Origin of the sequence: Pseudomonas sp. SK2, assembly GCF_016772395.1 — a bacterium.
Classification (GTDB): Bacteria; Pseudomonadota; Gammaproteobacteria; order Pseudomonadales; family Pseudomonadaceae; genus Aquipseudomonas; species Aquipseudomonas taiwanensis.
The window spans coordinates 1515268-1536088 of record NZ_CP061944.1; the positions used below are offsets into that span (position 1 = coordinate 1515268).

At 62.6% G+C, this 20821-nt stretch carries 24 protein-coding genes and 1 tRNA gene; 13 read left to right on the top strand and 12 right to left on the bottom strand.

What is annotated here, in order from left to right; genetic code table 11:
- Positions 1-79 precede the first annotated feature (79 nt).
- Together IF103_RS06740 and IF103_RS06745 are read left to right on the top strand one after the other, a co-directional pair.
- A complete protein-coding gene (locus IF103_RS06740; protein ID WP_023379334.1) occupies positions 80-1234 on the top strand; it encodes an MFS transporter in 1155 nt (384 codons plus the stop codon).
- Positions 1234-1770: an oxidase gene (locus tag IF103_RS06745; RefSeq protein WP_202675967.1), complete on the top strand. Its 537-nt coding sequence runs from the start codon at positions 1234-1236 to the stop codon at positions 1768-1770. Before IF103_RS06740 ends, IF103_RS06745 begins: the two co-directional genes overlap by 1 nt.
- Positions 1771-1845: 75 nt before the next feature.
- On the opposite strand, the gene IF103_RS06750 is transcribed toward IF103_RS06745, so the two are convergent.
- The gene (locus tag IF103_RS06750) at positions 1846-2118 is read right to left on the bottom strand and encodes a DUF3509 domain-containing protein (protein WP_023379336.1); all 273 of its coding nucleotides are present in this window, start codon (positions 2116-2118) and stop codon (positions 1846-1848) included.
- 247 nt (positions 2119-2365) lie between these two features.
- On the opposite strand from IF103_RS06750, the gene IF103_RS06755 reads away from it, so the two are divergent.
- On the top strand, positions 2366-2896 hold the full coding sequence (locus tag IF103_RS06755) for a hypothetical protein (RefSeq protein WP_023379337.1): 531 nt from the start codon (positions 2366-2368) through the stop codon (positions 2894-2896).
- A gap of 116 nt (positions 2897-3012) precedes the next feature.
- On the opposite strand, the gene IF103_RS06760 is transcribed toward IF103_RS06755, so the two are convergent.
- A complete protein-coding gene (locus IF103_RS06760; RefSeq protein WP_027907247.1) occupies positions 3013-3951 on the bottom strand; it encodes a ZIP family metal transporter in 939 nt (312 codons plus the stop codon).
- 127 nt (positions 3952-4078) lie between these two features.
- On the opposite strand from IF103_RS06760, the gene IF103_RS06765 reads away from it, so the two are divergent.
- The 4 genes from IF103_RS06765 to IF103_RS06780 all read left to right on the top strand — a co-directional run bounded on the left by IF103_RS06765 (position 4079) and on the right by IF103_RS06780 (position 7405).
- Positions 4079-4270: a PLDc N-terminal domain-containing protein gene (locus tag IF103_RS06765; protein WP_023379339.1), complete on the top strand. Its 192-nt coding sequence runs from the start codon at positions 4079-4081 to the stop codon at positions 4268-4270.
- A 167-nt stretch (positions 4271-4437) separates the two neighbouring features.
- Positions 4438-6513: an LTA synthase family protein gene (locus IF103_RS06770; protein WP_023379340.1), complete on the top strand. Its 2076-nt coding sequence runs from the start codon at positions 4438-4440 to the stop codon at positions 6511-6513.
- Positions 6514-6661: 148 nt separating this feature from the next.
- Positions 6662-6898 carry a hypothetical protein gene (locus IF103_RS06775; RefSeq protein ID WP_023379341.1) on the top strand — a complete coding sequence of 79 codons (237 nt, stop codon included), beginning with the start codon at positions 6662-6664 and terminating at the stop codon, positions 6896-6898.
- 174 nt (positions 6899-7072) lie between these two features.
- Complete coding sequence (locus IF103_RS06780) at positions 7073-7405, top strand: ribonuclease E inhibitor RraB (RefSeq protein ID WP_023379342.1); 333 nt, start codon at positions 7073-7075, stop codon at positions 7403-7405.
- A gap of 27 nt (positions 7406-7432) precedes the next feature.
- Here IF103_RS06780 and IF103_RS06785 read toward each other — a convergent pair whose 3' ends face one another.
- Complete coding sequence (locus IF103_RS06785; protein WP_023379343.1) at positions 7433-8233, bottom strand: cytochrome c; 801 nt, start codon at positions 8231-8233, stop codon at positions 7433-7435.
- A 527-nt stretch (positions 8234-8760) separates the two neighbouring features.
- On the opposite strand from IF103_RS06785, the gene IF103_RS06790 reads away from it, so the two are divergent.
- The gene (locus tag IF103_RS06790) at positions 8761-9495 is read left to right on the top strand and encodes an amidotransferase (RefSeq protein WP_023379344.1); all 735 of its coding nucleotides are present in this window, start codon (positions 8761-8763) and stop codon (positions 9493-9495) included.
- A gap of 64 nt (positions 9496-9559) precedes the next feature.
- Here IF103_RS06790 and IF103_RS06795 read toward each other — a convergent pair whose 3' ends face one another.
- The 3 genes from IF103_RS06795 to IF103_RS06805 form a co-directional block, all read right to left on the bottom strand.
- Positions 9560-10531 carry a magnesium and cobalt transport protein CorA gene (locus tag IF103_RS06795; RefSeq protein ID WP_023379345.1) on the bottom strand — a complete coding sequence of 324 codons (972 nt, stop codon included), beginning with the start codon at positions 10529-10531 and terminating at the stop codon, positions 9560-9562.
- Positions 10532-10612: 81 nt separating this feature from the next.
- Entirely contained in the window at positions 10613-11332 is a 720-nt protein-coding gene (locus IF103_RS06800; protein ID WP_023379346.1) for a lysophospholipid acyltransferase family protein, read from the bottom strand.
- A gap of 153 nt (positions 11333-11485) precedes the next feature.
- Positions 11486-12175 (bottom strand): crotonase/enoyl-CoA hydratase family protein, encoded by a 690-nt coding sequence (locus IF103_RS06805; protein WP_023379347.1) that lies wholly within the window; start codon positions 12173-12175, stop codon positions 11486-11488.
- A 290-nt stretch (positions 12176-12465) separates the two neighbouring features.
- Between IF103_RS06805 and IF103_RS06810 the strand changes: the two genes are divergently transcribed.
- Positions 12466-12555: transfer RNA gene (locus IF103_RS06810), tRNA-Ser, on the top strand.
- Positions 12556-12796: 241 nt separating this feature from the next.
- On the opposite strand, the gene IF103_RS06815 is transcribed toward IF103_RS06810, so the two are convergent.
- Positions 12797-13177 (bottom strand): hypothetical protein, encoded by a 381-nt coding sequence (locus tag IF103_RS06815; RefSeq protein ID WP_023379348.1) that lies wholly within the window; start codon positions 13175-13177, stop codon positions 12797-12799.
- Between the two features lie 123 nt (positions 13178-13300).
- Positions 13301-14488 (bottom strand): MFS transporter, encoded by a 1188-nt coding sequence (locus IF103_RS06820; RefSeq protein ID WP_023379349.1) that lies wholly within the window; start codon positions 14486-14488, stop codon positions 13301-13303.
- A 108-nt stretch (positions 14489-14596) separates the two neighbouring features.
- On the opposite strand from IF103_RS06820, the gene IF103_RS06825 reads away from it, so the two are divergent.
- A complete protein-coding gene (locus IF103_RS06825; RefSeq protein WP_202675968.1) occupies positions 14597-15481 on the top strand; it encodes a LysR family transcriptional regulator in 885 nt (294 codons plus the stop codon).
- Between the two features lie 75 nt (positions 15482-15556).
- Here the strand turns inward: IF103_RS06825 and IF103_RS06830 are convergent, their stop codons facing one another.
- Positions 15557-16306 (bottom strand): 3-oxoacyl-ACP reductase family protein, encoded by a 750-nt coding sequence (locus tag IF103_RS06830; RefSeq protein WP_023379351.1) that lies wholly within the window; start codon positions 16304-16306, stop codon positions 15557-15559.
- A gap of 117 nt (positions 16307-16423) precedes the next feature.
- Between IF103_RS06830 and IF103_RS06835 the strand changes: the two genes are divergently transcribed.
- Positions 16424-17362, top strand: a complete 939-nt coding sequence (locus IF103_RS06835; RefSeq protein ID WP_027907249.1) for a LysR family transcriptional regulator — start codon at positions 16424-16426, stop codon at positions 17360-17362.
- Positions 17363-17394: 32 nt separating this feature from the next.
- Here IF103_RS06835 and IF103_RS06840 read toward each other — a convergent pair whose 3' ends face one another.
- Positions 17395-17865 (bottom strand): GreA/GreB family elongation factor, encoded by a 471-nt coding sequence (locus tag IF103_RS06840; RefSeq protein ID WP_023379353.1) that lies wholly within the window; start codon positions 17863-17865, stop codon positions 17395-17397.
- 2 nt (positions 17866-17867) lie between these two features.
- Positions 17868-18260 (bottom strand): hypothetical protein, encoded by a 393-nt coding sequence (locus IF103_RS06845; RefSeq protein WP_202675969.1) that lies wholly within the window; start codon positions 18258-18260, stop codon positions 17868-17870.
- A 133-nt stretch (positions 18261-18393) separates the two neighbouring features.
- Here IF103_RS06845 and earP point away from each other — a divergent pair, with 133 nt between their 5' ends.
- Positions 18394-19521 carry an elongation factor P maturation arginine rhamnosyltransferase EarP gene (gene earP / locus IF103_RS06850; protein WP_202675970.1) on the top strand — a complete coding sequence of 376 codons (1128 nt, stop codon included), beginning with the start codon at positions 18394-18396 and terminating at the stop codon, positions 19519-19521.
- Between the two features lie 48 nt (positions 19522-19569).
- Positions 19570-20139 carry an elongation factor P gene (efp, locus tag IF103_RS06855; protein WP_023379356.1) on the top strand — a complete coding sequence of 190 codons (570 nt, stop codon included), beginning with the start codon at positions 19570-19572 and terminating at the stop codon, positions 20137-20139.
- Between the two features lie 133 nt (positions 20140-20272).
- On the opposite strand, the gene IF103_RS06860 is transcribed toward efp, so the two are convergent.
- Positions 20273-20701: an organic hydroperoxide resistance protein gene (locus IF103_RS06860; RefSeq protein ID WP_023379357.1), complete on the bottom strand. Its 429-nt coding sequence runs from the start codon at positions 20699-20701 to the stop codon at positions 20273-20275.
- Positions 20702-20821: the final 120 nt, after the last annotated feature.

Below are 20821 nucleotides of genomic sequence, written 5' to 3' on the forward strand. Positions count from 1 at the left end.
CGCCGTCCAGTCGGCTCCCGCAAGCACACGGCTGTGGGGGCTGGCTTGCCAGGTATTAATGCACTACCGGCCTGCCCCCATGCCCCCGATTCCCTACTGGCGCCTGTCCAGCTTCTACCTGTTCTACTTCGCCCTGCTCGGTTCCACCGCCCCGTTCCTGGCGCTGTACTTCGACCACCTGGGTTTCTCCCCGGCGCGCATCGGCGAGTTGGTCGCCATCCCCATGCTGATGCGCTGCATCGCTCCGAACCTGTGGGGCTGGCTGGGTGACCGCAGTGGCCAGCGCCTGCTGATCGTGCGCCTGGGGGCGTTGTCGACGCTGGCGACCTTCTCGTTGATCTTCTTCGGCAAGAGCTACGCCTGGCTGGCGCTGGTCATGGCCTTGCACGCGTTCTTCTGGCACGCAGTACTGCCCCAGTTCGAAGTCATCACGTTGGCCCACCTGCATGGCCAGACCTCGCGTTACAGCCAAGTGAGGCTGTGGGGCTCGATCGGTTTCATCCTAACGGTGGTCGGGCTGGGTCGGTTGTTCGAGTGGTTGAGCCTGGATATCTACCCGGTCGCCCTGGTGACCATCATGGCCGGTATCGTCCTGGCCAGCCTGTGGGTACCCAACGCCCAGCCGGTGGAGCAGGGCGAGCGCAGCACGGCCGGGGGCTTTGTGCGCCAGTTGATGGCGCCAGGCGTGATGGCGTTCTATCTCTGCGTGGCGTTGATGCAGCTCAGCCATGGGCCTTACTACACCTTCCTGACCCTGCACCTGGAGCATCTGGGTTACAGCCGTGGGGCCATTGGCCTGCTGTGGGCGCTGGGCGTGGTCGCCGAAGTGCTGGTGTTCATGTTCATGAGCCGGATCTTTGCGCGGTTCTGCGTGCAGCGGGTGCTGCTGGCCAGTTTCCTGTTGGCGGCGTTGCGCTGGCTGCTCTTGGGCAACCTGGCGGGTGAGCCTGCAGTGCTGGTTTTCGCCCAGGTGCTGCACGCGGCCACCTTCGGCTGCTTCCACGCCGCCGCCATCGCGTTCGTGCAATCGAGCTTCGGCGCGCGCCAGCAAGGCCAGGGGCAGGCGCTGTATGCGGCGCTCTCGGGAACCGGTGGTGCGCTGGGCGCTCTCTACTCAGGCTACAGCTGGAAATTGCTGGGGCCGACCTTCACCTTTGGTATGGCCAGCGCCGCAGCCCTGGCGGCAGCCGTTATCATTGCCCTACGTTCGAAACCGACCAGGACACGTCACTGATGAGCATCCTCAGCGTTTTTCACCCGTCCAGCCCGGACCTGCCGAACAAGGTGCTGACCCACCACGATGACATCGCCGCCACCTTGGCCGAGCAGGGCGTGCGCATCGTTCATCGCCCCCATGCCCTTCGTGTGCGGCCCGGCAGTCATCCGGACGAAGTGCTGGAGGCTTGCCGCGAGCACCTCGACCAATTGATGACCGCCCATGGCTGCCAGGCCTTCGCCGTGCTCAACCGCGACGGTGCCGACCTGGCCCAGACCGATCTGCGTGACGAGCATGTGCAGGATGCCGATGAGGTGTTCGCCTTGGTGTCCGGACGTGCCCAGGTTGGCATGCGTTTGGGGGACTACGTCTATGCGGTGCTGTGCGAGAAGGGGGACGAGCTGGTGATCCCGGCAGGCGTCCGGCGTTGGATCGACCTGGGTGACAACCCGTTCTGCGTGGCATTGCGATTGTTCGCCAATGAGCAGGGGCGACAGGCGCGGTTCACTGGCGATGAGACGGCGCGACAGTTCGCCGGGTTTGACGAGCTGTGAATCAGTGCTTCATCGCTGGCAAGCCGGCTTACCACAGGTAGGTGCAGGCTTGCCGGCGATGAGGCCCGTCAACGTTCAACGGTAGGTTGGCAGTGCGAACCGCTGTTGGCTCTGCAGCATCGAAATCACTGGCAATTCACTGGCTTGTTCCGCCAGATCGCGACGGATGGCACTGATCGCCCAGGACAGCTGCTCAGCGCTGTGCAACTGCGCGTAGCTCAGCACGCGTCGAGTCACCTTGCCGTCGGCAGCCCGCAAGGTCAGCAGGACGCCGCCGTCGGGTCGAGGCTGGGTGGTGACCTGATAGGCCGAAAACACCGAGACGAACTTTTCCTGGATGAGGTCCATATCAACTCCTGACTGTAGGTGGCAGACGTGAGTGGATATTTGCAGTGACCGTGCCAGTCGCAGTCTTGAATAAAATCCTTTTAAATCAATAAGTTAAATCGTTTCTGTAGTGTGAATATCGTGCAGGATGCAAGGTCGTGCATTTTGCACAGTGCATTTTGCACGGTCGCCGCCATGGCGGGCGGTTAACGGTCAACCGGCGTTTGCGGCTATCCTTGGCGACTTTTCACCCGTTGCAGGCTCCCCCATGAAAAACCAGTTGCTCGAACTCATCAGCCTCATCAGCGCCGGATGCATGCGCGAGGAAGACATCGAGCGCATCGCCGACGAGGCTGCCCAAGCCTACGCCGACCCTGCCGCCTTCCTGGCCGCCAACCCGGACATCAACTACGACGACACTTTCCCCATTCCGCTCGGCGAGTGGGTGGTGCTCGGCAGCTTGCCGGATACCGTGGTGTTCCAGGCAGACACCTATCAGGACCTGTTCCAGCAAATCAGCGACTCGTTCGACAAGAGCGTGCCGTTCACCCTCAAACCCAAGCAATTGGCGCGTGCCGAACCGCTGACCGCACTCAATCGCATCCAGGTGCAGATGGGGGCGCTGAACAAGGAAGCCGGCGGCTACGTGCTGTTGAATTTCAGTCAGTTGCTCGATGATGAGTTGCAGATGGTGATGGTGGGCCAGAACGATCTGGCGCGGGTACTGGAACTGGGCGAGGCGGTTGGCATCAAGGTCGAGCCAGCGCTGGAAGCCCTGAAAGTGGCGGTGCACGTCTGACGTCATCGGCGACTGGCTAATGACAGGGCCCTCACAGGGCAGGTTCCTCCAGCCGTCCAGCACCTGTGGTGCAGCCTTGTCTTGGGACAGGGGCGCACAGCGCCCCTCCTTCAGCGTCAACCCAGCGCCGTGTCCAGGAACATCATGACCCCAAAGCCACCCATCAACCCCAGGGTTGCCGCCGTCTGGTGGCCATTGCGGTGGGTTTCGGGAATCACCTCGTGGGAGACCACGAAAATCATCGCCCCTGCCGCCAGCCCCATGCTGATGGGGTAGGCCAGGGCAAAGCCGGTGGAAATCCCCAGCCCGATCACCGCACCCAAGGGCTCCATCAGCCCTGAACCGATCGCCACCAGAGCCGCCTTGAAGTTCGACAACCCCGTGGCGCGCAACGCCAGGGCGACCGCCAGGCCTTCGGGAATATCCTGAATGGCGATGGCGCTGGTCAGCGGCAAGCCGATGGCCATGTCACCGTTCGCGAAGCTCACGCCAATGGCCATGCCCTCTGGCAGGTTGTGCAAGGTGATCGCCAGTACGAACAGCCACACGCGGCTGACCCGCTCGGCGTCCGGCCCGCATGGGCCAGTGCTTTCATGTTCGTGCGGGGTGAAGCGGTCCAGGCCCAGCATCAGCAGCACGCCAAGGCCCATGCCCAGCACCACGGTGAAAGCGGCAGCAGGGCCATTGCCGGTGATCTCGCGGGCTGCATCCAAGCCCGGCAGAATCAGAGAGAAGGAACTGGCCGCAAGCATCATGCCGGCGGCAAAGCCGAGCATCACATCCTGGCTGCGAGCGCTCACATCGCGCATCACCACCGCCAGCACCGCCCCCAACGCGGTAGCGCCGAAACCGGACAACCCGCCCAGCAGCGCCAGGTGCAGGTTGTTGGCATGGTCGCCATTCACCGCGTTCCATAGGCTCGCCGCCAGCAGTATCAGGATCGCCAGCAGGCTTAGCCCCAGGCCTGCGCTCAGCCAGGGCGTGTTCAGGGCTTGTTGCCGCCAGGCGTTCAACCAAGAATGCGCCGTGGCTGTCGGGGAGTGGGCTGGGGGCATGTGAACCTCGATTCAGTCGATACAGGCAGTCTAACCAGTGACCCGCGCGCCAGGCCAAGGATTCCCTTCTATCAGGGCGATAGCCTGACTATGCTCACCCCGACAGTCTTTCAACAGGAGCGTATACATGGGTTCCACATTCAACAGCCTGGTGGGCCTGATCATTCTGGCCCTGGATATCTGGGCGATTCTCAACGTGATCAAAAGTGGCCGCGAAGTCGGCGTCAAGGTCCTGTGGATCCTGCTGATCGCCTTGCTGCCGGTGGTCGGCCTGATCATCTGGGCGATCGCCGGGCCCCGGGGCAACATCCGCTTCTGATCGCCAGCCAAGGGCTGCACCGGTAGCGGGCCGGTGCAGACACCGTTGCAAATGACCCGTGACAAAATTTTCACATTGGTTTAAACACAATCCGCAGCCGCACTTGCTGCGTTGGACTATGCTCAGCACCCTCTTCGCAAACCTGCATTCCTAGGACCTCCCCATTCATGGCTAACCTGGACGCCTTGAAGCAACGAGGCGCGCAAGCGTCATTCGCGCCCACATTGAAATCTCACCTGGCCTATACGCTGCTCAGCGGGCTGGTGATCATGTTGATGCTCAGCCTGGTGCGCGTTGCGCTGTTGGCCTATAACAGCGACATGGTGGGCGATACGCCTGCTGCGACGGTCGCCGAAGGCTTCCTCAATGGCTTGCGCTTCGACCTTCGGGTGGTGGTGTACATCAGCATTCCGTTGCTGTTGGCCATCCTCAGCCCATGGGCCATGGCACGCCGTGGCGTGTTCCGCTTCTGGCTGACGATCGCCTCCAGTGTGGTGATGTTCCTCGGCCTGATGGAGATGGACTTCTACCGCGAATTCCACCAGCGCTTGAACGGCCTGGTCTTCCAGTACATCCAGGAAGACCCCAAGACCGTCCTGAGCATGCTCTGGTACGGTTTCCCGGTGGTGCGCTACCTGCTGGCCTGGCTGTTCGGCACCTGGCTGCTGAGCCTGCTGTTCAAAGGTATCGACCGTCTGACCCGCAGCAGCGCGGCCGTGACGCTCGCCAGCCCCCGCCGTGGTACGCCGTGGTACAACCGCCTGGCGGTGTTCATGGTGGTCCTGCTGGTGGCCGTGGTCGCTGCCCGTGGCACTCTGCGCCAAGGTCCGCCCATGCGCTGGGGCGATGCCTTCACCACCGATTCCAACTTCGTCAACCAGCTGGGCCTGAACGGCACCCTGACGCTGATCGACGCCGCCAAGAGCCGGTACGGTGAAGACCGCGCCAACATCTGGAAGCCGGTGCTCGAGCAGGGCATGGCCACCCAGAGCGTGCGGGAGCAGCTGCTGACCCCGCACGACACCCTGGTGGACGCCGACGAGGCGGCCATCCGCCGTGACTTCGTGCCGCCGGCCGAGCGTACCTTGCCGGTCAAGAACGTCGTGGTGATCCTCATGGAAAGCTTCGCCGGCCATTCGGTTGGCGCGCTGGGCAGCCCGAACAACATCACCCCGAACTTCGACAAGCTGGCCAAGGAGGGTCTGCTGTTCGACCGCTTCTTCTCCAACGGCACCCATACCCACCAGGGTATGTTCGCCACCATGGCCTGCTTCCCCAACCTGCCAGGCTTCGAATACCTGATGCAGACCCCGGAAGGCGGTCACAAGCTGTCGGGCCTGCCCGCGCTGCTCAGTGCTCGTGACTATGACGATGTCTACGTCTATAACGGCGACTTCGCCTGGGACAACCAGTCCGGGTTCTTCGGCAACCAGGGCATGACCACCTTCATTGGCCGTAACGACTTCGTCAATCCGGTTTTCTCCGACCCGACCTGGGGCGTGTCCGACCAGGACATGTTCGACCGTGGCGCCGAAGAGCTGGCCAAGCATGATGGCAAGAAGCCGATCTACGCACTGCTGCAGACGCTGTCCAACCACACCCCTTATGCGCTGCCGAAGGACTTGCCGGTGGAGCCGGTGACCGGCCAGGGCCGACTGGACGAGCACCTGACCGCGATGCGCTACTCCGACTGGGCCTTGGGCCAGTTCTTCGAGAAGGCGCGCAAGGAGCCGTACTTCAAGGACACCCTGTTCGTCATCGTCGGCGACCACGGTTTTGGCAACAGCCAGCAGGTGACCGAGCTCGACCTGGGGCGTTTCAACGTACCGCTGCTGTTGATCGCCCCGGGTATCCAGGAAAAGTTCGGCGCGGTCAATCACACCGTGGGTACCCAGGTCGACATCGTGCCGACCATCATGGGCCGCCTGGGTGGCCAGACCCGTCACCAGTGCTGGGGGCGCGACCTGCTCAACCTGCCTGAGGGTGACCAGGGCATGGGCATGATCAAGCCGTCGGGCAGCGAGCAGATCGTCGGCCTGGTGCAGGGTGATCGTATCCTCATCGAGTCCAAGGACATGAGCCCACGCATGTACCGCTACCAGCTGGGCCGTGAGTTCAAGGCCGAACTGATCGAGAGCCCGGACCAGCCAGACATGGTCAAGCGCCTGGAAGCCTACATCCAGACCGCGACCAAGAGCCTGATGGACAATACCGCCGGCGTCGTGCACGGCGTACCGAAGTAAGTCCCGCATCACCGGCGAGCCGTCTCCAGCAGGGGTCGGCTTGCCGCTGATCGCCGCGCTGCACATCCCCCCTGACTGAACAAATCTCCCCGCCGACGGTCAAGCAATTACAGGTTGCACATCCCCTGTATTCCTTGAGGGCATTTCAATGAAAGAGTGGGAAGTCATTTTTGCCGACCAGAAAGGTGAGCCGACCTCGCTGCTACTGCACAGCGACCAATGCCCCAGTGAGGAGGACGCTGCGCGGGCCATTCGTTCGCATCTGTTCCCGGTCATGGACGAACTGGACCTCAACGACTTCCAGGATCGCACCCATTCCCCTACTGCCCGCTGGCTCAAGGAGCATAGCGGCGTGACCATCACCCGAATCTGTCCCGCCCCCTGAAGGCGCCTGGCTGGCGCGCTGCCGTGGCAGGCACTACGCTGGTGTGAGGTGCCGGCCGTTCAGCAGGTCGGCACCCCCTTGGTTCGCGTCTCGCATCAGCTCGATCTGACCGGTTCTGCCGGCAGGTGCGTAGTGCACGGAAAGTCTATCCATTGCTTTGCAGGAGGACGTTTCATGAGCAGCCAGAACGACGATATCAGCAGCAATGTCCTGCGCCAGATGAAAGCAGGCGGTTTCGACTTCACCCGCATCCATCCCATTGAGTTCTATGCCGTATTCCCCGACGAAGCCGGTGCGCGACGAGCCGCCGGACAGTTTCGCGGCGAGTCCATCAACGCCCAGGTGCGTGAGCTGGACGACGGCGTCTGGCACCTGGAACTCAGCAAGGTCATGTACGCCACTTACTGCGGCATCGGTGCATTCGAGGAAGCCTTCGAGGCCGTGATCTCGCCCTTGGGCGGAGAGCTCGAAGGGTGGGGCGTCAAACAGGAACGGCCCATCGCCTAGCGATGGGCGCGGCCTTGCCTCAGGCCCTCAGGGCTTGCGCAAGGCCATATGCCCCAAGTAAGCCAGCAACGCGTCCAGCGCCTGATCACTCAACACATTTTCGGCAAAACCCGGCATCCTGGCCTGTGGCCAGTGCCGCAGGCTTTGCGGGTCGCGAATGTACTGGCGCAGGAACGCCGGCTGGAAATACTCGGTGGGGTTGTGCGGCAGGTTCAGGTCCGGACCGAACTGCGCATCGCCAGCGCCATTGAGCCGGTGGCACGCCAGGCAGTTCTGTTGGAACAGCGCAAAACCCTCGCGTACCGGGTCATTGGCCGGTAAGCGCGGGTCGGGCAGCAGGGCTGGGAAACGCTGTTCCACGGGCGCCAGGCGGCGCAGGGTGGTGATCTGGAACGGCCATTGTTCCGGGCGAATCCCGCTCGCCTGCGGTTGGGTCCAGACCAGGTAGAACGGCCCGGCACTGGGCTTGCCGTCACCCAGCGCCGGCCAAGGGGCAGCCGGGTCCTCGACCGCCAGCCAGGCTTGTGCCGGGCCATGCTGCAGCAGTGGCCCTGCTGGCATTTCGGCGGCAAAGCCATCCAGCGCCACGGCTTGCAGATGGTCGTTGTCGCTCACCCCGTCCAGCAGTGCGGCCAGAGGCACCGCGCGGTAATGCATGGGGCGCTTGTACGAGACATCCTGCTCGATGCTGATGTCTTGCGCCTTGGGGTGGTCGAGCAGGTCGCGGCTGCTTAACTGACGCGGCGTATCGCCCAGTTCAAGGTGCAGTTGCGCCGCCTTGAGGGGCAGGCTGAGAAGGAGGGCTAGCAGAGCAAGGCAGACGCGCATGGGAGGTCTCCAACCATCAAGGTTGGCAGGTTACCTGTGCATTGCCTGAAAAGGCCACAGCCACCATCATCCGAACAAGCGGGTAAGGTTCGGGAGAATCAGCAGCAAAGTCGTGGCGAAGAGAATGAGCCCAGCTTGGCGAATTTTCGATTGTCTGAACATGGCTGACCGCCTTCTTGTTGTTATTCCTGAATACCCGTTGGCTTCCTTGTCGCGCTTCGGGTCGATCACAGTGGCGCGCCTGGCGCCCACTCTGTTTGCCTCTTGTTACTGCATATACAACCAAAGGTAGGGGTTACGTCATCCATACCAGAGAACCCTTTGTTCTAAAAGATGAGCAAATTGCTGAAATACGGTTATGAGGCCAAAGGCCAGCTTGCTGGCATCCTCTGGCTAGACCGCTGCGTACCCGGGACCAGGACGCCGACGAAATGTGACCGTTCGTCAGTGCAGCCTACTTGCTTGTACGTGCCTTTCGCGTCAGTCTCTACAGCAGATTCCCACCCATGTCGTTCAGGACTATCCCTATGTCGTTACGCATCTGCATCCTTGAAACCGATGTCCTGCGACCTGAGCTGGTCGCGCAGTACCAGGGCTACGGAAGGATGTTCGAGCAGCTGTTCTCGCGTCAGCCCATTGCCGCCGAATTCGACGTGTACAACGTCATGAACGGTGACTACCCACCCGATGGCGATAAGTTCGATGCCTACCTGGTCACAGGCAGCAAGGCTGACTCGTTCGGTGATGACCCCTGGATCCAGACCCTCAAGGCCTACCTGCTCAAGCTTTATGAGCGTGGCGAGAAGCTTCTGGGCGTGTGCTTCGGCCACCAGCTCCTGGCGTTGACCCTCGGTGGCAAGGCTGAACGTGCCGACAAGGGTTGGGGGGTGGGCATCCACCGTTATTCGCTGGCAGCCCATGCGCCATGGATGGACCCGGAAGTGTCAGAACTGACCCTGCTGATCAGCCACCAGGACCAGGTGACCGAGTTGCCCGAAGGCGCCACGGTGATCGCCTCCAGCGATTTCTGCCCGAATGCTGCCTATCACATTCGTGACCAGGTGCTGTGCTTCCAGGGCCACCCAGAGTTCGTTCACGACTACTCCCGGGCACTGCTCGACGCGCGCAAGGACTTCCTGGGGCATGAGGTGTACCAGAAGGCCGTTGCCAGCCTGGCCTCGGAGCACCAGGGCGACCTGGTCGGGGAATGGATGATGCGCTTCGTTGGGCAGACGGCGAAGGCCGGCGATAACGCCGCGTGATCGCCAGCCAGCCGGGTCCTGAGGTAGGAGCCGGCTGGCCGTCGACGGGGCTGCGCGACAGCCTCTACAACCACCCCGACCGCTTGAAACTGGCATACAGCGCCGTACACCCCACGCCAATCAACCCCAGCACGCCAAAGTAGCCATAGTGCCAGCCCAGTTCCGGCATGTTCTGGAAGTTCATCCCGTAGATGCCGGCAATCGCCGTGGGGAAGGCGAGAATCGCCGCCCAGGCGGCGAACTTGCGCTGCACGATGCTCTGCCGTGACGACTCCAGCAGCATGCCGATCTCGATGGTCTGGCTGGCGATGTCACGAATGCCGGCCAAATCCTCCATCTGCCGGGTGACATGGATCTGCACGTCGCGAAAGTACGGGCGCATGTTCTTGTCGATGAACGGGAAACTCAGGCGCTGCAGTTCCTCGCTCACTTCCACCATCGGTGCCACGTAGCGGCGCAGGCGCAGGATGTCGCGGCGCAGGCTGTGCAGGCGCTGGATGTCTTCTTCCTTCAGCGAGCCGCTGAGCACGCTTTGCTCCAGCTCCTCGATTTCGCCATGAATGGCTTCGCTGACGGGCTGGTAGTTCTCGGTGACGAAGTCGAGCAGCGCGTACAGCACGAAGTCTTCGCCATGTTCCAGCAGCAGGGGGCGCGCCTCGCAGCGTTGACGCACCAGGGCATAGGATTTCGAGTGGCCGTTACGGCACGTGATGATGTACCCGTTGCCAGCGAAGATATGGGTTTCGATGAATTCCAGCTTGCCTTCATGTCGGACGGGGGAGTAGGTGACGATGAACAGGGCGTCGCCGAAGGTTTCCAGCTTGGGGCGGCTGTGCTTTTCCAGGGCATCTTCGATAGCCAGTTCGTGCAGGTTGAACTGGCACTGCAGGTTGGCCAGCTCCTCGGCGTTGGGCTCTTCCAGGCCGATCCAGACGAAGTGCCCTGGCTTGCGTGCCCACTCGCTGCCTTCGTCGATGCTGATGTTGGTGACTTTTCTGCCGGCGCTGTACACCGCCGATGCCACGACTCGCCCCATGGTTGTCCGCTTTTGTCGGTTGAACACGTCCTACAGCTTGGGCCGTGAAGGGCGCGAGAGCAACCTGTCGGTTAGGCGAAGTCAGGCATGGGGCAGTTCGTTTTCCATGTGGTCGATGCACTGCTGCATTTGCGTGCGGCAGTGTTCGATCAGGGCCGGCAGGTCTTGCTGGGTCATGCCGGTGGTGGCGATGGGTGGCAGCGACCGCACGATCACCGTGCGCTGGCGCCAGCTGTTAAGACTCAGGCGTCGGGCGTAGCGGCTGACGCACACCGGCACGATTGGCACACCGGCTTCGACGGCCATGTGAAAGGCGCCTTTCTTGAACGCCAGCAGCTTCGCTTCGGGGTTGCGCGTGCCCTCCGGGAAAATCCAGATCGAGGTGTCGTTGCGCAGGGTACGGGTGGTCTGCTGCATGGCTTTGCGCGCCTGGTAGGCGTTCTGGCGGTCGACCAGCACGTTGCCGCCAAGCCAGAACAACTGGCCGAACAGCGGAATCCAGCCCAGGCTTTTCTTGCCGATGGCCACGGTCCGCTGCGGTACCACATGGCCAAGGATGAACAGGTCGAAGTTGGACTGGTGGTTGGCGACGATCACGCAACCGGGGGGCTGGTCCCACAGCGGGCCCACTTCGGACTTGACCTTGATGCGCATCATCCAGGTGGCCGGCAGGCTGTACAGTCGGGCAAAGATACGGCTGTTGTCGGGGTTGAAAGGGCGGCACAGGCCAATGACCAGGCCGACGGCACCCACCAGCAGAAAGTGCAGCCCCAGCAGGAGCATGCGAAGGGAATAAAGCATGGTACGACTCACACCAGACAGTCGCGGCGCAGTGTACGGCTGTGCACTGTTTGGGGCAAACCTTGGGTGAGCGCCTGTGAAGGTCTCATTGTCGTGGGAGCAGCCTTGCGTCGCGACAGGGCGCTCCCACAGGGGCGGCATCCTTGGTGGGGCTCAACCCATAGGGTTCTGGTCCGCCAGGATTGCTTCATCCAGGGCATCCAACAGCCCTTTGCGCACTTTCAGCTTGGTGTTCTTGTGGGCCAGCATGTTGAGTTTCTTCAGCTCACGCGCCGCCGCCAGGGCGGCTTCCTGCAGCTGCTCGGCAGGCACTACCTTGTCGAGGAAGCCAGCGTCCACGGCCGCCTGCGGGGTGAATACCTCGGCATTGTTGACCGCACGCTGGAACGCGGCGCGGCTCAACCGGTCCCGTGCCAGCTCGATGCCGGCATGGTGCATGGTCATGCCGATCTGCACTTCGTTCAGGCAAATCTTGTAAGGCCCTTCGACGCCGATGCGGTAGTCGGCCGACAGCAACAGGAAGGCACCCTTGGCCACGGCATTGCCCGGGCAGGCGACGATGATCGGGAACGGGTGCGAGAGCAAACGGCGGGTCAGGGTCGAGCCTGCGGTCACCAGGCCGATGGCTTCCTTGGGGCCCGCGGTCATCACCTTGAGGTCGTAGCCCCCGGAAAGAATGCCCGGCTGGCCGGTGATGATCACCACTGCTCGTTCCTGTGCTGCGCGATCCAGGGCTGCGTTGAAGGCCACGATGACATCCGGCGAGATGGCGTTGACCTTGCCGTTGTTCAGGGTCAGGGTGACGATGCCGTCTTCGGCGTGGTAGGTAATCAGCTCGCTCATGGCAGAGTCCTTTGGGTAACGTGGCAACGACGTTACCCAGCACCGCCAGCCAGGTAAAGCAGTAAGGCTGACCAGTCAGTCAGCGTTTGCGCGCCATGCCTTGCCGTGTCGGGGGAGGGCGTCAGGAGAGGGTAAAAGCGCAAGCGAGATTGGCAGCATTGCCCTGCCAAGCGAGGTTTTTCGGAGAATTTGCTTAAGCGCATGAAAATTCTGAAAAAAATGCTTGCCAAAGGAAAAGCCTTCTACTAAATTAGCGCGCCTCGACAGGCTGAATAGCTTGAAGAGAAAACGGTGAAGTGTCCGAGTGGTCGAAGGAGCACGCCTGGAAAGTGTGTATACGAGAAATCGTATCAAGGGTTCAAATCCCTTCTTCACCGCCACATTCTGCGAAAAGCCCCCGAACTGAAAGGTTCGGGGGCTTTTTGTTTTGGGGCTCACAGGGGTTCATCGGGCGATCTTTTCGGCTGTGAGATCGAGCGCCGCCCGCGCGGCGCATCGCGAGCAAGGCTCGCTCCTACGTTTTTTCGGACCACTGAGTCCTGCGGGATTTGCGCGCGACCGTTTTGGGTGACCGGCGCGTAGGAGCGAGCCTTGCTCGCGATAGCGGCATCACCGCAATACTCAGTCGTTAGAGGCCGGATGCCGATGGCGACGCCAACTGTCATCGATCTTCGACCAGGTCTTGCCGTCGGTGATGGCCATCAACTTGCGACCATCCTTGAAGGTGGCGAGGAAGGTCGCTTCCTCTTCCTTGCCGCCGAGCCACAGCCCGGCCAGCAAGCCGACCGGGCCTGCCACCAAGGCACCCGCCACGCCCCAGCCGATCGCGGTACCCAGGCTGCGGCTGGACTCAAGGCTGGCGAGCCTGAGGTCGGTGATTCGTGTGAGAGAAATCCGCTCGCCGGGCGAGGGGCTGCGCGGGGTCTTGAGAGTGAGCGCTCCATTGCGGTACTCGCCTTCACCTTGCAAGAAATCGCCGGATTGAACCGTGAGCCTTGTCATTGAGTCGTCCTGTCGGGAAAGGGTCTTGACCAACACCTACTGAGCCCCTCCTTGGCCGGCAAGTCAACGATCGGGCGACGGAGGGTCGTGGCGGTTGGTCGCGGTCCTGCCGGCAGGCGTGGCTCAGGTAAGTTGTAGCGCACGCTTGCGTTTGCGCTCGGCCATTGCCCAGACCAACAGTGCCAGCGCCCCAATGGCAAGGCCGGCCGTGACGATGCCCATCCAGCCGTGGTGCTGGAACAATTGCGTTCCCAGCAGCGAGCCCAAAGCGCCGCCAATGAAGTAGCACGTGATGTACCCGGCATTGAGCCGTGTGCGGGCTTCTGGACGAAGGGCAATCACCGCGTTCTGGTTGCTCACATGCACCAGCTGCACCGCCAGGTCGAGTACCAGCACGCCCAGTAGCAGCGCCAGCAGGGACTGCTCGGCAAAGCCCAGAGGCACCCACGACAGCATCAGTGCGACCAGGCCGACGGTGGTGCCCAGTGAGCCCTTGCCGCGGTCGGCCAAACGACCTGCCCAGTTCGCCGACAGCGCTCCCGCCGCGCCAGCCAGGCCGAACAGCCCGATCACGGCATCCGAATAGTGGTAGGGCTCACTGGCCAGGAGGAAGGCCAGTGGCGTCCAGAACAGCGCGAACAGGCTGAATGCCAGCAGGCCAAGCAAAGAACGCAGGCGCAGCACCGGTTCTTGCACGAACAGGCGGAACACCGAACCGATCAGTGCCGGGTACTTCAGCCCGGCATGGCTGTTGTGCTGCGGCAAACTGCGATAGAGGGCGATGGCGGATACCGCCATGAGGACGGCCGCGAGCACGTAGATACTGCGCCACCCGCCGAGTTCTGCCATGAATCCTGCAGCCGTGCGGGCCAGCAGAATACCCAGCAACAGGCCGCTCATCAGCGTACCCACCGCACGGCCCCGCTGGTCTGGCGCGCTCAGGGCCGCGGCCATGGGCACCAGAATCTGCGCCACCACCGAGAACAGCCCGGTCAGTGCCGTGCCCAGCAGCAACCAGGGCAGGCTCGGCGCGCAAGCGCTGATTACCAGGCCCAAGGTCGAGATGGCCGTCATCACCACGATCAGTCGGCGCTGTTCGAACAGGTCGCCCAGCGGTGCCAGCAGCAGCAGGCCCGCGCCATAACTGAGCTGGGCGGCAATGACGATGCTACCGGCACTGGCGGTGCTCAGGCCGAACTGTTCGGCGATGCTGTGCAGCAGTGGCTGGGCGTAGTAGTTGCTGGCCACGGCCAGGCCAGTGGCGGTGGCCATCAGCAGGATGAGGGCGCGACTGAGCGTAGGGGTGTTCATGAGCATCTCGTAGCGGGCAGAAATCAGTGGGCGTCAGTATCGGGAAGTCTTGAGAATGACACCAATGTATAGTTTTCAGCTTGTCCATCTAAAAAGCAGATTGATTCGATGAACCTCAAGCAGCTTGAGTACGCCCTGGCCGTCGCCGACACCGGCAGTTTCACCCGTGCCGCCGAGCGCTGCCACGTGGTGCAATCGGCGCTCAGTCATCAGGTTGCGCGCCTGGAGGCGCAGTTGGGCGTGAGCCTGTTCGAGCGCAGTTCGCGGCGGGTGCGCCTGACCCACGCAGGCGAAGCATTCGTTCTCAGTGCGCGTCCGGCCGTGCAAGCTGCCCGACGGATTGCCGATGACGTCGCGGCGGCCTGTGGCCAGGTGAGGGGGCGTCTGTCGATTGGCGAGATCAGTTCGCTCACGGCGTTGGACCTGGTTGATCTGCTGGCGGTGTTCCACAGGCGCCATCCGGATGTGGACCTACGCTGGTTGACCGCCAAGAGCGAGCTGCTGGTGGCCGATGTGTGCGAGCGGCGCCTGGACGTTGGGTTCATCGGTCTGTGGCAGGGCGAGGAGCCGCAAGGGGTGCGCCACCGTCTGTTGGCACGGGAGGAGTTGGTGGCGTTGTTGCCACCCACGCACATCCTGGCTGGCCGTGGTCAACTGGCGCTGGCTGACCTGGCGAACGAGGTCTTGGTGGACTTCCCCGAAGGCACGGGGGCGCGGCGCCAGACCGACGAGGCGTTCCTGGCGGTGGGCGTGCAGCGGCGGGTGCAGTTCGAGATCGGCCATATTCGTCTGGTCGAGAAGTTCGTGCAACGCGGTATGGCTGTGGGGCTGGTGCCGGAGCGACTGGCCGAAGGCATGCCGGGTGTGGCGGTGGCGCGCCTGGGAGATGCGCCGGTGCGTCATTTGTACGCGGTGTGGTCGCAGAGCCCGACGCCGGCGGCGCGGGCGTTTCTCGAAGTCATGGAGCAGCACCTGCTGGCGGATCGGGCCTGATCGCTGGCTAGCCAGCTCCCACGGTGGGGCTATCTGTAGGAGCCAGCTTGCCGGTGATAAAGCCCCAGCCGAATCTCAGGCCGCAAACCCACCATCTGCCGTCAGGCTGGCCCCGGTGATGTAGCCAGCCTCCGGTCCTGCCAGGTAGGCGACGAAGCTGGCGATTTCATCCGCCTGCCCGTAACGCCCGATGGCCATCAATGGAATGAGGCTTTCCGCAAACTCCCCGCTGGCCGGGTTCATGTCGGTGTCCACCGGGCCAGGTTGCACGTTGTTCACCGTGATGCCCCTTGGCCCCAGGTCGCGAGCCATGCCGCGGGTCAGGCCGACCAGGGCGGATTTGCTCATGGCATAGGGGGCACCACCGGCGAAGGGCATGCGTTCGGCGTTGGTACTGCCGATGGTGATGATCCGCCCACCTTCGCTCATGTAGCGTGCTGCCGCCTGGCTGGCGACGAACACGCTGCGCACGTTGACTGCCAGCATGCGGTCGAATTCGGCGAGGTCGAACTCGGTGATTGGCGCCACCGCCAGCACGCCGGCGTTATTGACCAGGATATCGAGGCGGCCGAGCTGTTTTACCGTGTCATCCACAGCCATTTGCACGGCGGCTGCATCGGCACTGTCGGCGCGCAGCGCCAGTGCCTGGCCGCCTTGCGCGTTGATTTCCCGGGCCAGCTCTTCGGCGGGGCCGGCGGAGCTGACATAGGTGAAGGCGACCTTGGCGCCCTCACGGGCCAGACGCCGCACGATCGCTGCGCCGATACCGCGCGAGCCGCCCTGGACCAGGGCGACCTTGCCTTCGAGTGTGAGTTGCTTGGACATAGTGATCTCCAGTGGAAAGCCAGGCCGTATGCCGTGGATGGACGCAGTATCAGTCGTCGATTAGGTGCTGATAAGATGGCAATCACTATCAGCTGAGTAAACTTTTGGTTGCCAATCATGGCCATGGAATCGTTCAGCGCCATCGAGTGTTTTATCCGTAGCGCCGAGGTGGGTAGCTTCGCCGAGGCGGCCCGCCGGTTGAGCCTCACGCCTGCCGCAGTGGGCAAGCATGTCGCCCAGTTGGAGGCGCGCCTGGGTGTGCGTCTGTTCCAGCGTAGTACGCGCAAGCTGACCCTGACCGAAGCCGGCCAGCGCTTTCTGGGCGAGGTCAGCGACAGTTTTCGCACCATCCAGCACGCCATAGCCAACCTGGCCAGTGCCGAGGGCCAGCCTGCCGGGCTGCTGAGGGTGAGCATGGGCACGGTGTTCGGGCGCTTGTACGTGGTGCCGCTGTTGGGCGAATTTCTGCGGCAATACCCAGCGATCACACCGGACTGGCATTTCGATAACCGTCAGGTCGACCTGATCGGCCAGGGTTTCGATGCGGCCATTGGTGGCGGCTTCGATCTGCCCCTGGGCGTGGTGGCGCGCAAGCTCACCCCGGCCCATCGGGTTCTGGTGGCGGCACCTGAGTACCTGCTGCGCCATGCGCCGATAGACGGTCCGCCGTCATTGCAGCGTCACGATGGCATTTTCATCCGTTCGCCGCAGACCGGTCGGGTGCGTTCCTGGCCGTTGACCAGCCGTTGGCAAGACCAGCAGCCGTTGCTGATGCGACAGGCCATGACCATGAGCGACTCAGATGCCGCTTGCGCCGTGGCGCAGCAGGGGCTGGGGGTTGCCCTGGTCAGCCTGCCGTTCGCCGTGCCCTACCTGGAGGCCGGAAGGCTGCAGCGGGTGCTGCCGGATTGGTACGTGGACGACGGGCACATCTGCCTGTACTACGCCGGGCACAAATTGCTGCCGGGCAAAACGCGGGCGTTCATCGATTTCGTGGCGCAGCAGTTCGCCGCGCAGGGGTTGGCGACGCGGTTCGATGCCTTGCAGGCGACGTGAAGGAATCGCTGCTTGCCGGCGGTAAAGTACTGTCAGTCGACCTCGACGATAAACAGCGCCTGGTTGCCCAGGATGATTTCATCCTCGACCCGCTTGCCAACCAGTTGCTGGCCCAAAGGCGACCGAGGGGTAATGACGGTTACCCGTTCATCCCCCTCGCCGATCTTCAGCCCGGCGGCTTCCGGCCCGAGGAACAGCACCCGACGTGCGCCATCTTCATCCTCCAGCGTCACCAGGTTGCTCACCTGTACCCCGCGCGACGGGTCGTAGTCGCGCAGCACCAACTGCTGGTAGGTCAGCAATGCCTGACGAATCTCGGCCGTGCGCCGGGCCTGGCCGGTGGCCAGGTACGAGGCCTCGAGGCCCAGGGTGTCGTACTTGTTCTCGGCGATATTCTCTTCAGCCGTGGCGGTTTCGTAGGCGCTTTGGGCAGCGCGACGCAACACGTCCATGTCGTGTTCCAGGGTGGCGACGATCTGGGCAAGGAGGGCGGCTTTGTTCATGGTCAGTAGCAGAACTCCAGGACATTGGCCTGGCTCTTGTCGGTTGGCGCGGTGCGGTTCTGTTGCAGCCAGAACTGGCACTTGGGGCTGTTGAGATTGCGTGGGTTGCCTTGGGCAGCTTCGGCGGCCTGTTGCATTTCCTGCTTTTGCAGGATGTCTTTGTAGCGTTCGAACATGTCGCTTTGCGCATCGGCTGGTTGCACAGGTGGTGCAGCGGGGTGCGCGTAGGTGGGGGCGACGGCCTGGGCCACCGGCTGCACCTGGTCGGGCCAATACTGCAAGGCCAGCCATAGGCTCAGGGCGATGGCCACGGCGCCCAGCCACAGTCCGAAAGCCACGCACAGGATCAATTGCAGTGGCTTCAGGGTGATTTTCAGTTCACGGTGGCGGGGCATGGTGGCCTCCTGGCAAGGCGGGACGAGCGGGTATTGTCGCATGGCACCGAGGGTTTTTTCAGCGTCGGTGCTTTTGTCGGCGACAATTTATGCGCAGAATCCGCTGCTTTTCCGTACGACGAGGGTAGGGCACATGAAGGCCACCTGGGACATTTTCTGCACCGTCGTCGACAACTATGGCGACATCGGCGTGACCTGGCGCCTGGCCCGGCAACTGGTGGCCGAGCACGGCCTGGCGGTGCGCCTGTGGGTGGATGACCTGCAGGCCTTCGTGCGCCTGTGCCCTGGCGCCGACCCTGCGGCCGACCAGCAGTGGCAGCAAGGCGTCGACGTGCGCCGCTGGCCGACCGACTGGCAGCCAGTGAACGCCCCTGAGGTCGTGATCGGCGCCTTTGGCTGCCGCTTGCCGCCGGCCTACATCGACGGGTTGAAGCCCACTTCGACGTTATGGCTGAACCTGGAATACCTCAGCGCCGAGGACTGGGTGGAAGGTTGCCATGGCTTGCCTTCGCCGCAGCCCAGCGGCCTGCGCACGGTGTTTTTCTTTCCCGGTTTCAGCGACAAGACCGGCGGCTTGCTGCGCGAAGCCTCCTTGCTTGCGCAACGAGAGGCCTTCGAGGCCAGCCCCGGGCTACGCGAGGCGTTCCTTAACCGGCTGGGAGTGCACCCCCAGGCCGATGCCCGCTTGGTTTCGCTGTTCGCCTACGAGAACTCGCAGCTAAGGGGTTGGCTCGATGCCATGGCCGAGGCAGAGCGGCCCACCCACTTGCTGGTGCCGGAGGGGCGTATCCTGGGTGACCTGCAAGGTTGGCTGGGGGAGGCATCGTTGGCCCCGGGCGACCTGCGCCGCAAAGGCGCGTTGACAGTGCAGGTGCTGCCTTTCGTCAGCCAGGACGACTACGACCGCGTGCTCTGGTGCTGTGACTTCAATGCCGTGCGGGGCGAAGACTCCTTCGTCCGCGCCCAGTGGGCAGGGCGGCCGCTGCTGTGGCACATCTATGTGCAGGACGAGAACGCTCACTGGGAAAAACTTGAAGCGTTCTTGGCGATTTATCGACATGGGTTGTCGGAAGAAGCCGGTGAAGCACTGGTCGAGCTCTGGCGTGCCTGGAACATGCATCGCGACATGGGCGCCCCGTGGCGCGGGGTGCTGGCCCACTGGGACGAGCTGCAGGCGCATGCCCGCCATTGGTGCACCAAACAGGCCGCTCAGCCGGACCTTGCCATGACGCTGGTACAGTTTTACCGAAATTGGCTATGATACGCGGCCTCGATTTTTATAAATCCATCCAGATTCGGATACTTTGTAATGAAAACTGGTAAAGAACTGAAACCCGGTACCGTACTGCGGATCGACAACGACCCGTGGCTGGTACAGAAAGCCGAATTCACCAAGTCCGGTCGCAACAGCGCGATCATGAAGACCAAGCTGAAGAACCTGCTGACCGGCTACAAGACTGAAACCGTCTACTTCGCCGACGACAAGCTGGACGACGTGATCCTCGATCGCAAGGAAGTGACTCTGTCGTTCATCAGCGGTGACGCCTACACCTTCATGGACACCACCGACTACACCATGTACGAACTGAACGCCGAAGACATCGACGCCGTTCTGCCGTACATCGAAGAAGGCATGCAGGACATCTGCGCCCTGACCATGTACGAAGAGAAAGTGGTATCGGTTGAACTGCCGACCACCATCAGCCGTCAGGTCGTCTACACCGAGAACGCTGCCCGCGGCGACACCTCGGGCAAGGTCATGAAGCCTGCCAAGCTGGCCAACGGTACCGAAGTACAGGTTGCCGACTTCATCGAAATCGACGAGTGGATCGATATCGATACCCGCGACGGCAGCTTCAAGGGCCGTTCCAAGAAGTAAGACTTCTTGCGATACGCAGAAAACCCGGCCTTGGCCGGGTTTTTTTTGCTTGCGAGAATCTCGCCCGCTGGCGGATCTTCGCTTTTGCAGGGACCGCGCAAGCCTCTGTTGTGTCAGAGGCTGCGCGCATCCATCACACCGTCACATGCAGCCGCACATCCACGTTACCGCGAGTGGCGTTGGAATACGGGCAAACCTTGTGCGCCTTCTCGACCAAACCTTCGGCATCGGCCTGCGCCAGACCTGGCAGGTTGATGTGCAGGTCGATGTCCAGGCCAAAGCCACCTGGGATCTGGCCGATGCCCACGTTCGCGGTGATCGAGGCATCGGCTGGCAGGGCTTTCTTCTCCTGACCTGCGACGAATTTCAGGGCGCCGATGAAGCAGGCCGAATAACCGGCAGCGAACAGTTGCTCGGGGTTGGTGCCGTCACCGCCCGCGCCGCCCAGCTCCTTCGGGGTGCTCAGCTTGACTTCCAGCTTGCCGTCGCTGGAGCGGGATTTACCGTCGCGCCCGCCAGTGGAGGTGGCTTCGGCGATGTACAGCGGAGTGACCTTTTGCATGTTGAGCCTCGCTTGAGTGATGTGCGCCGGGGCGCTGAGTGGGTACGGGATTTAAATTAGCGCGCAATTAGTTAGTGCGCAAGATAAATCTTTGACCATTCATCCGAACGGCCACCTCAG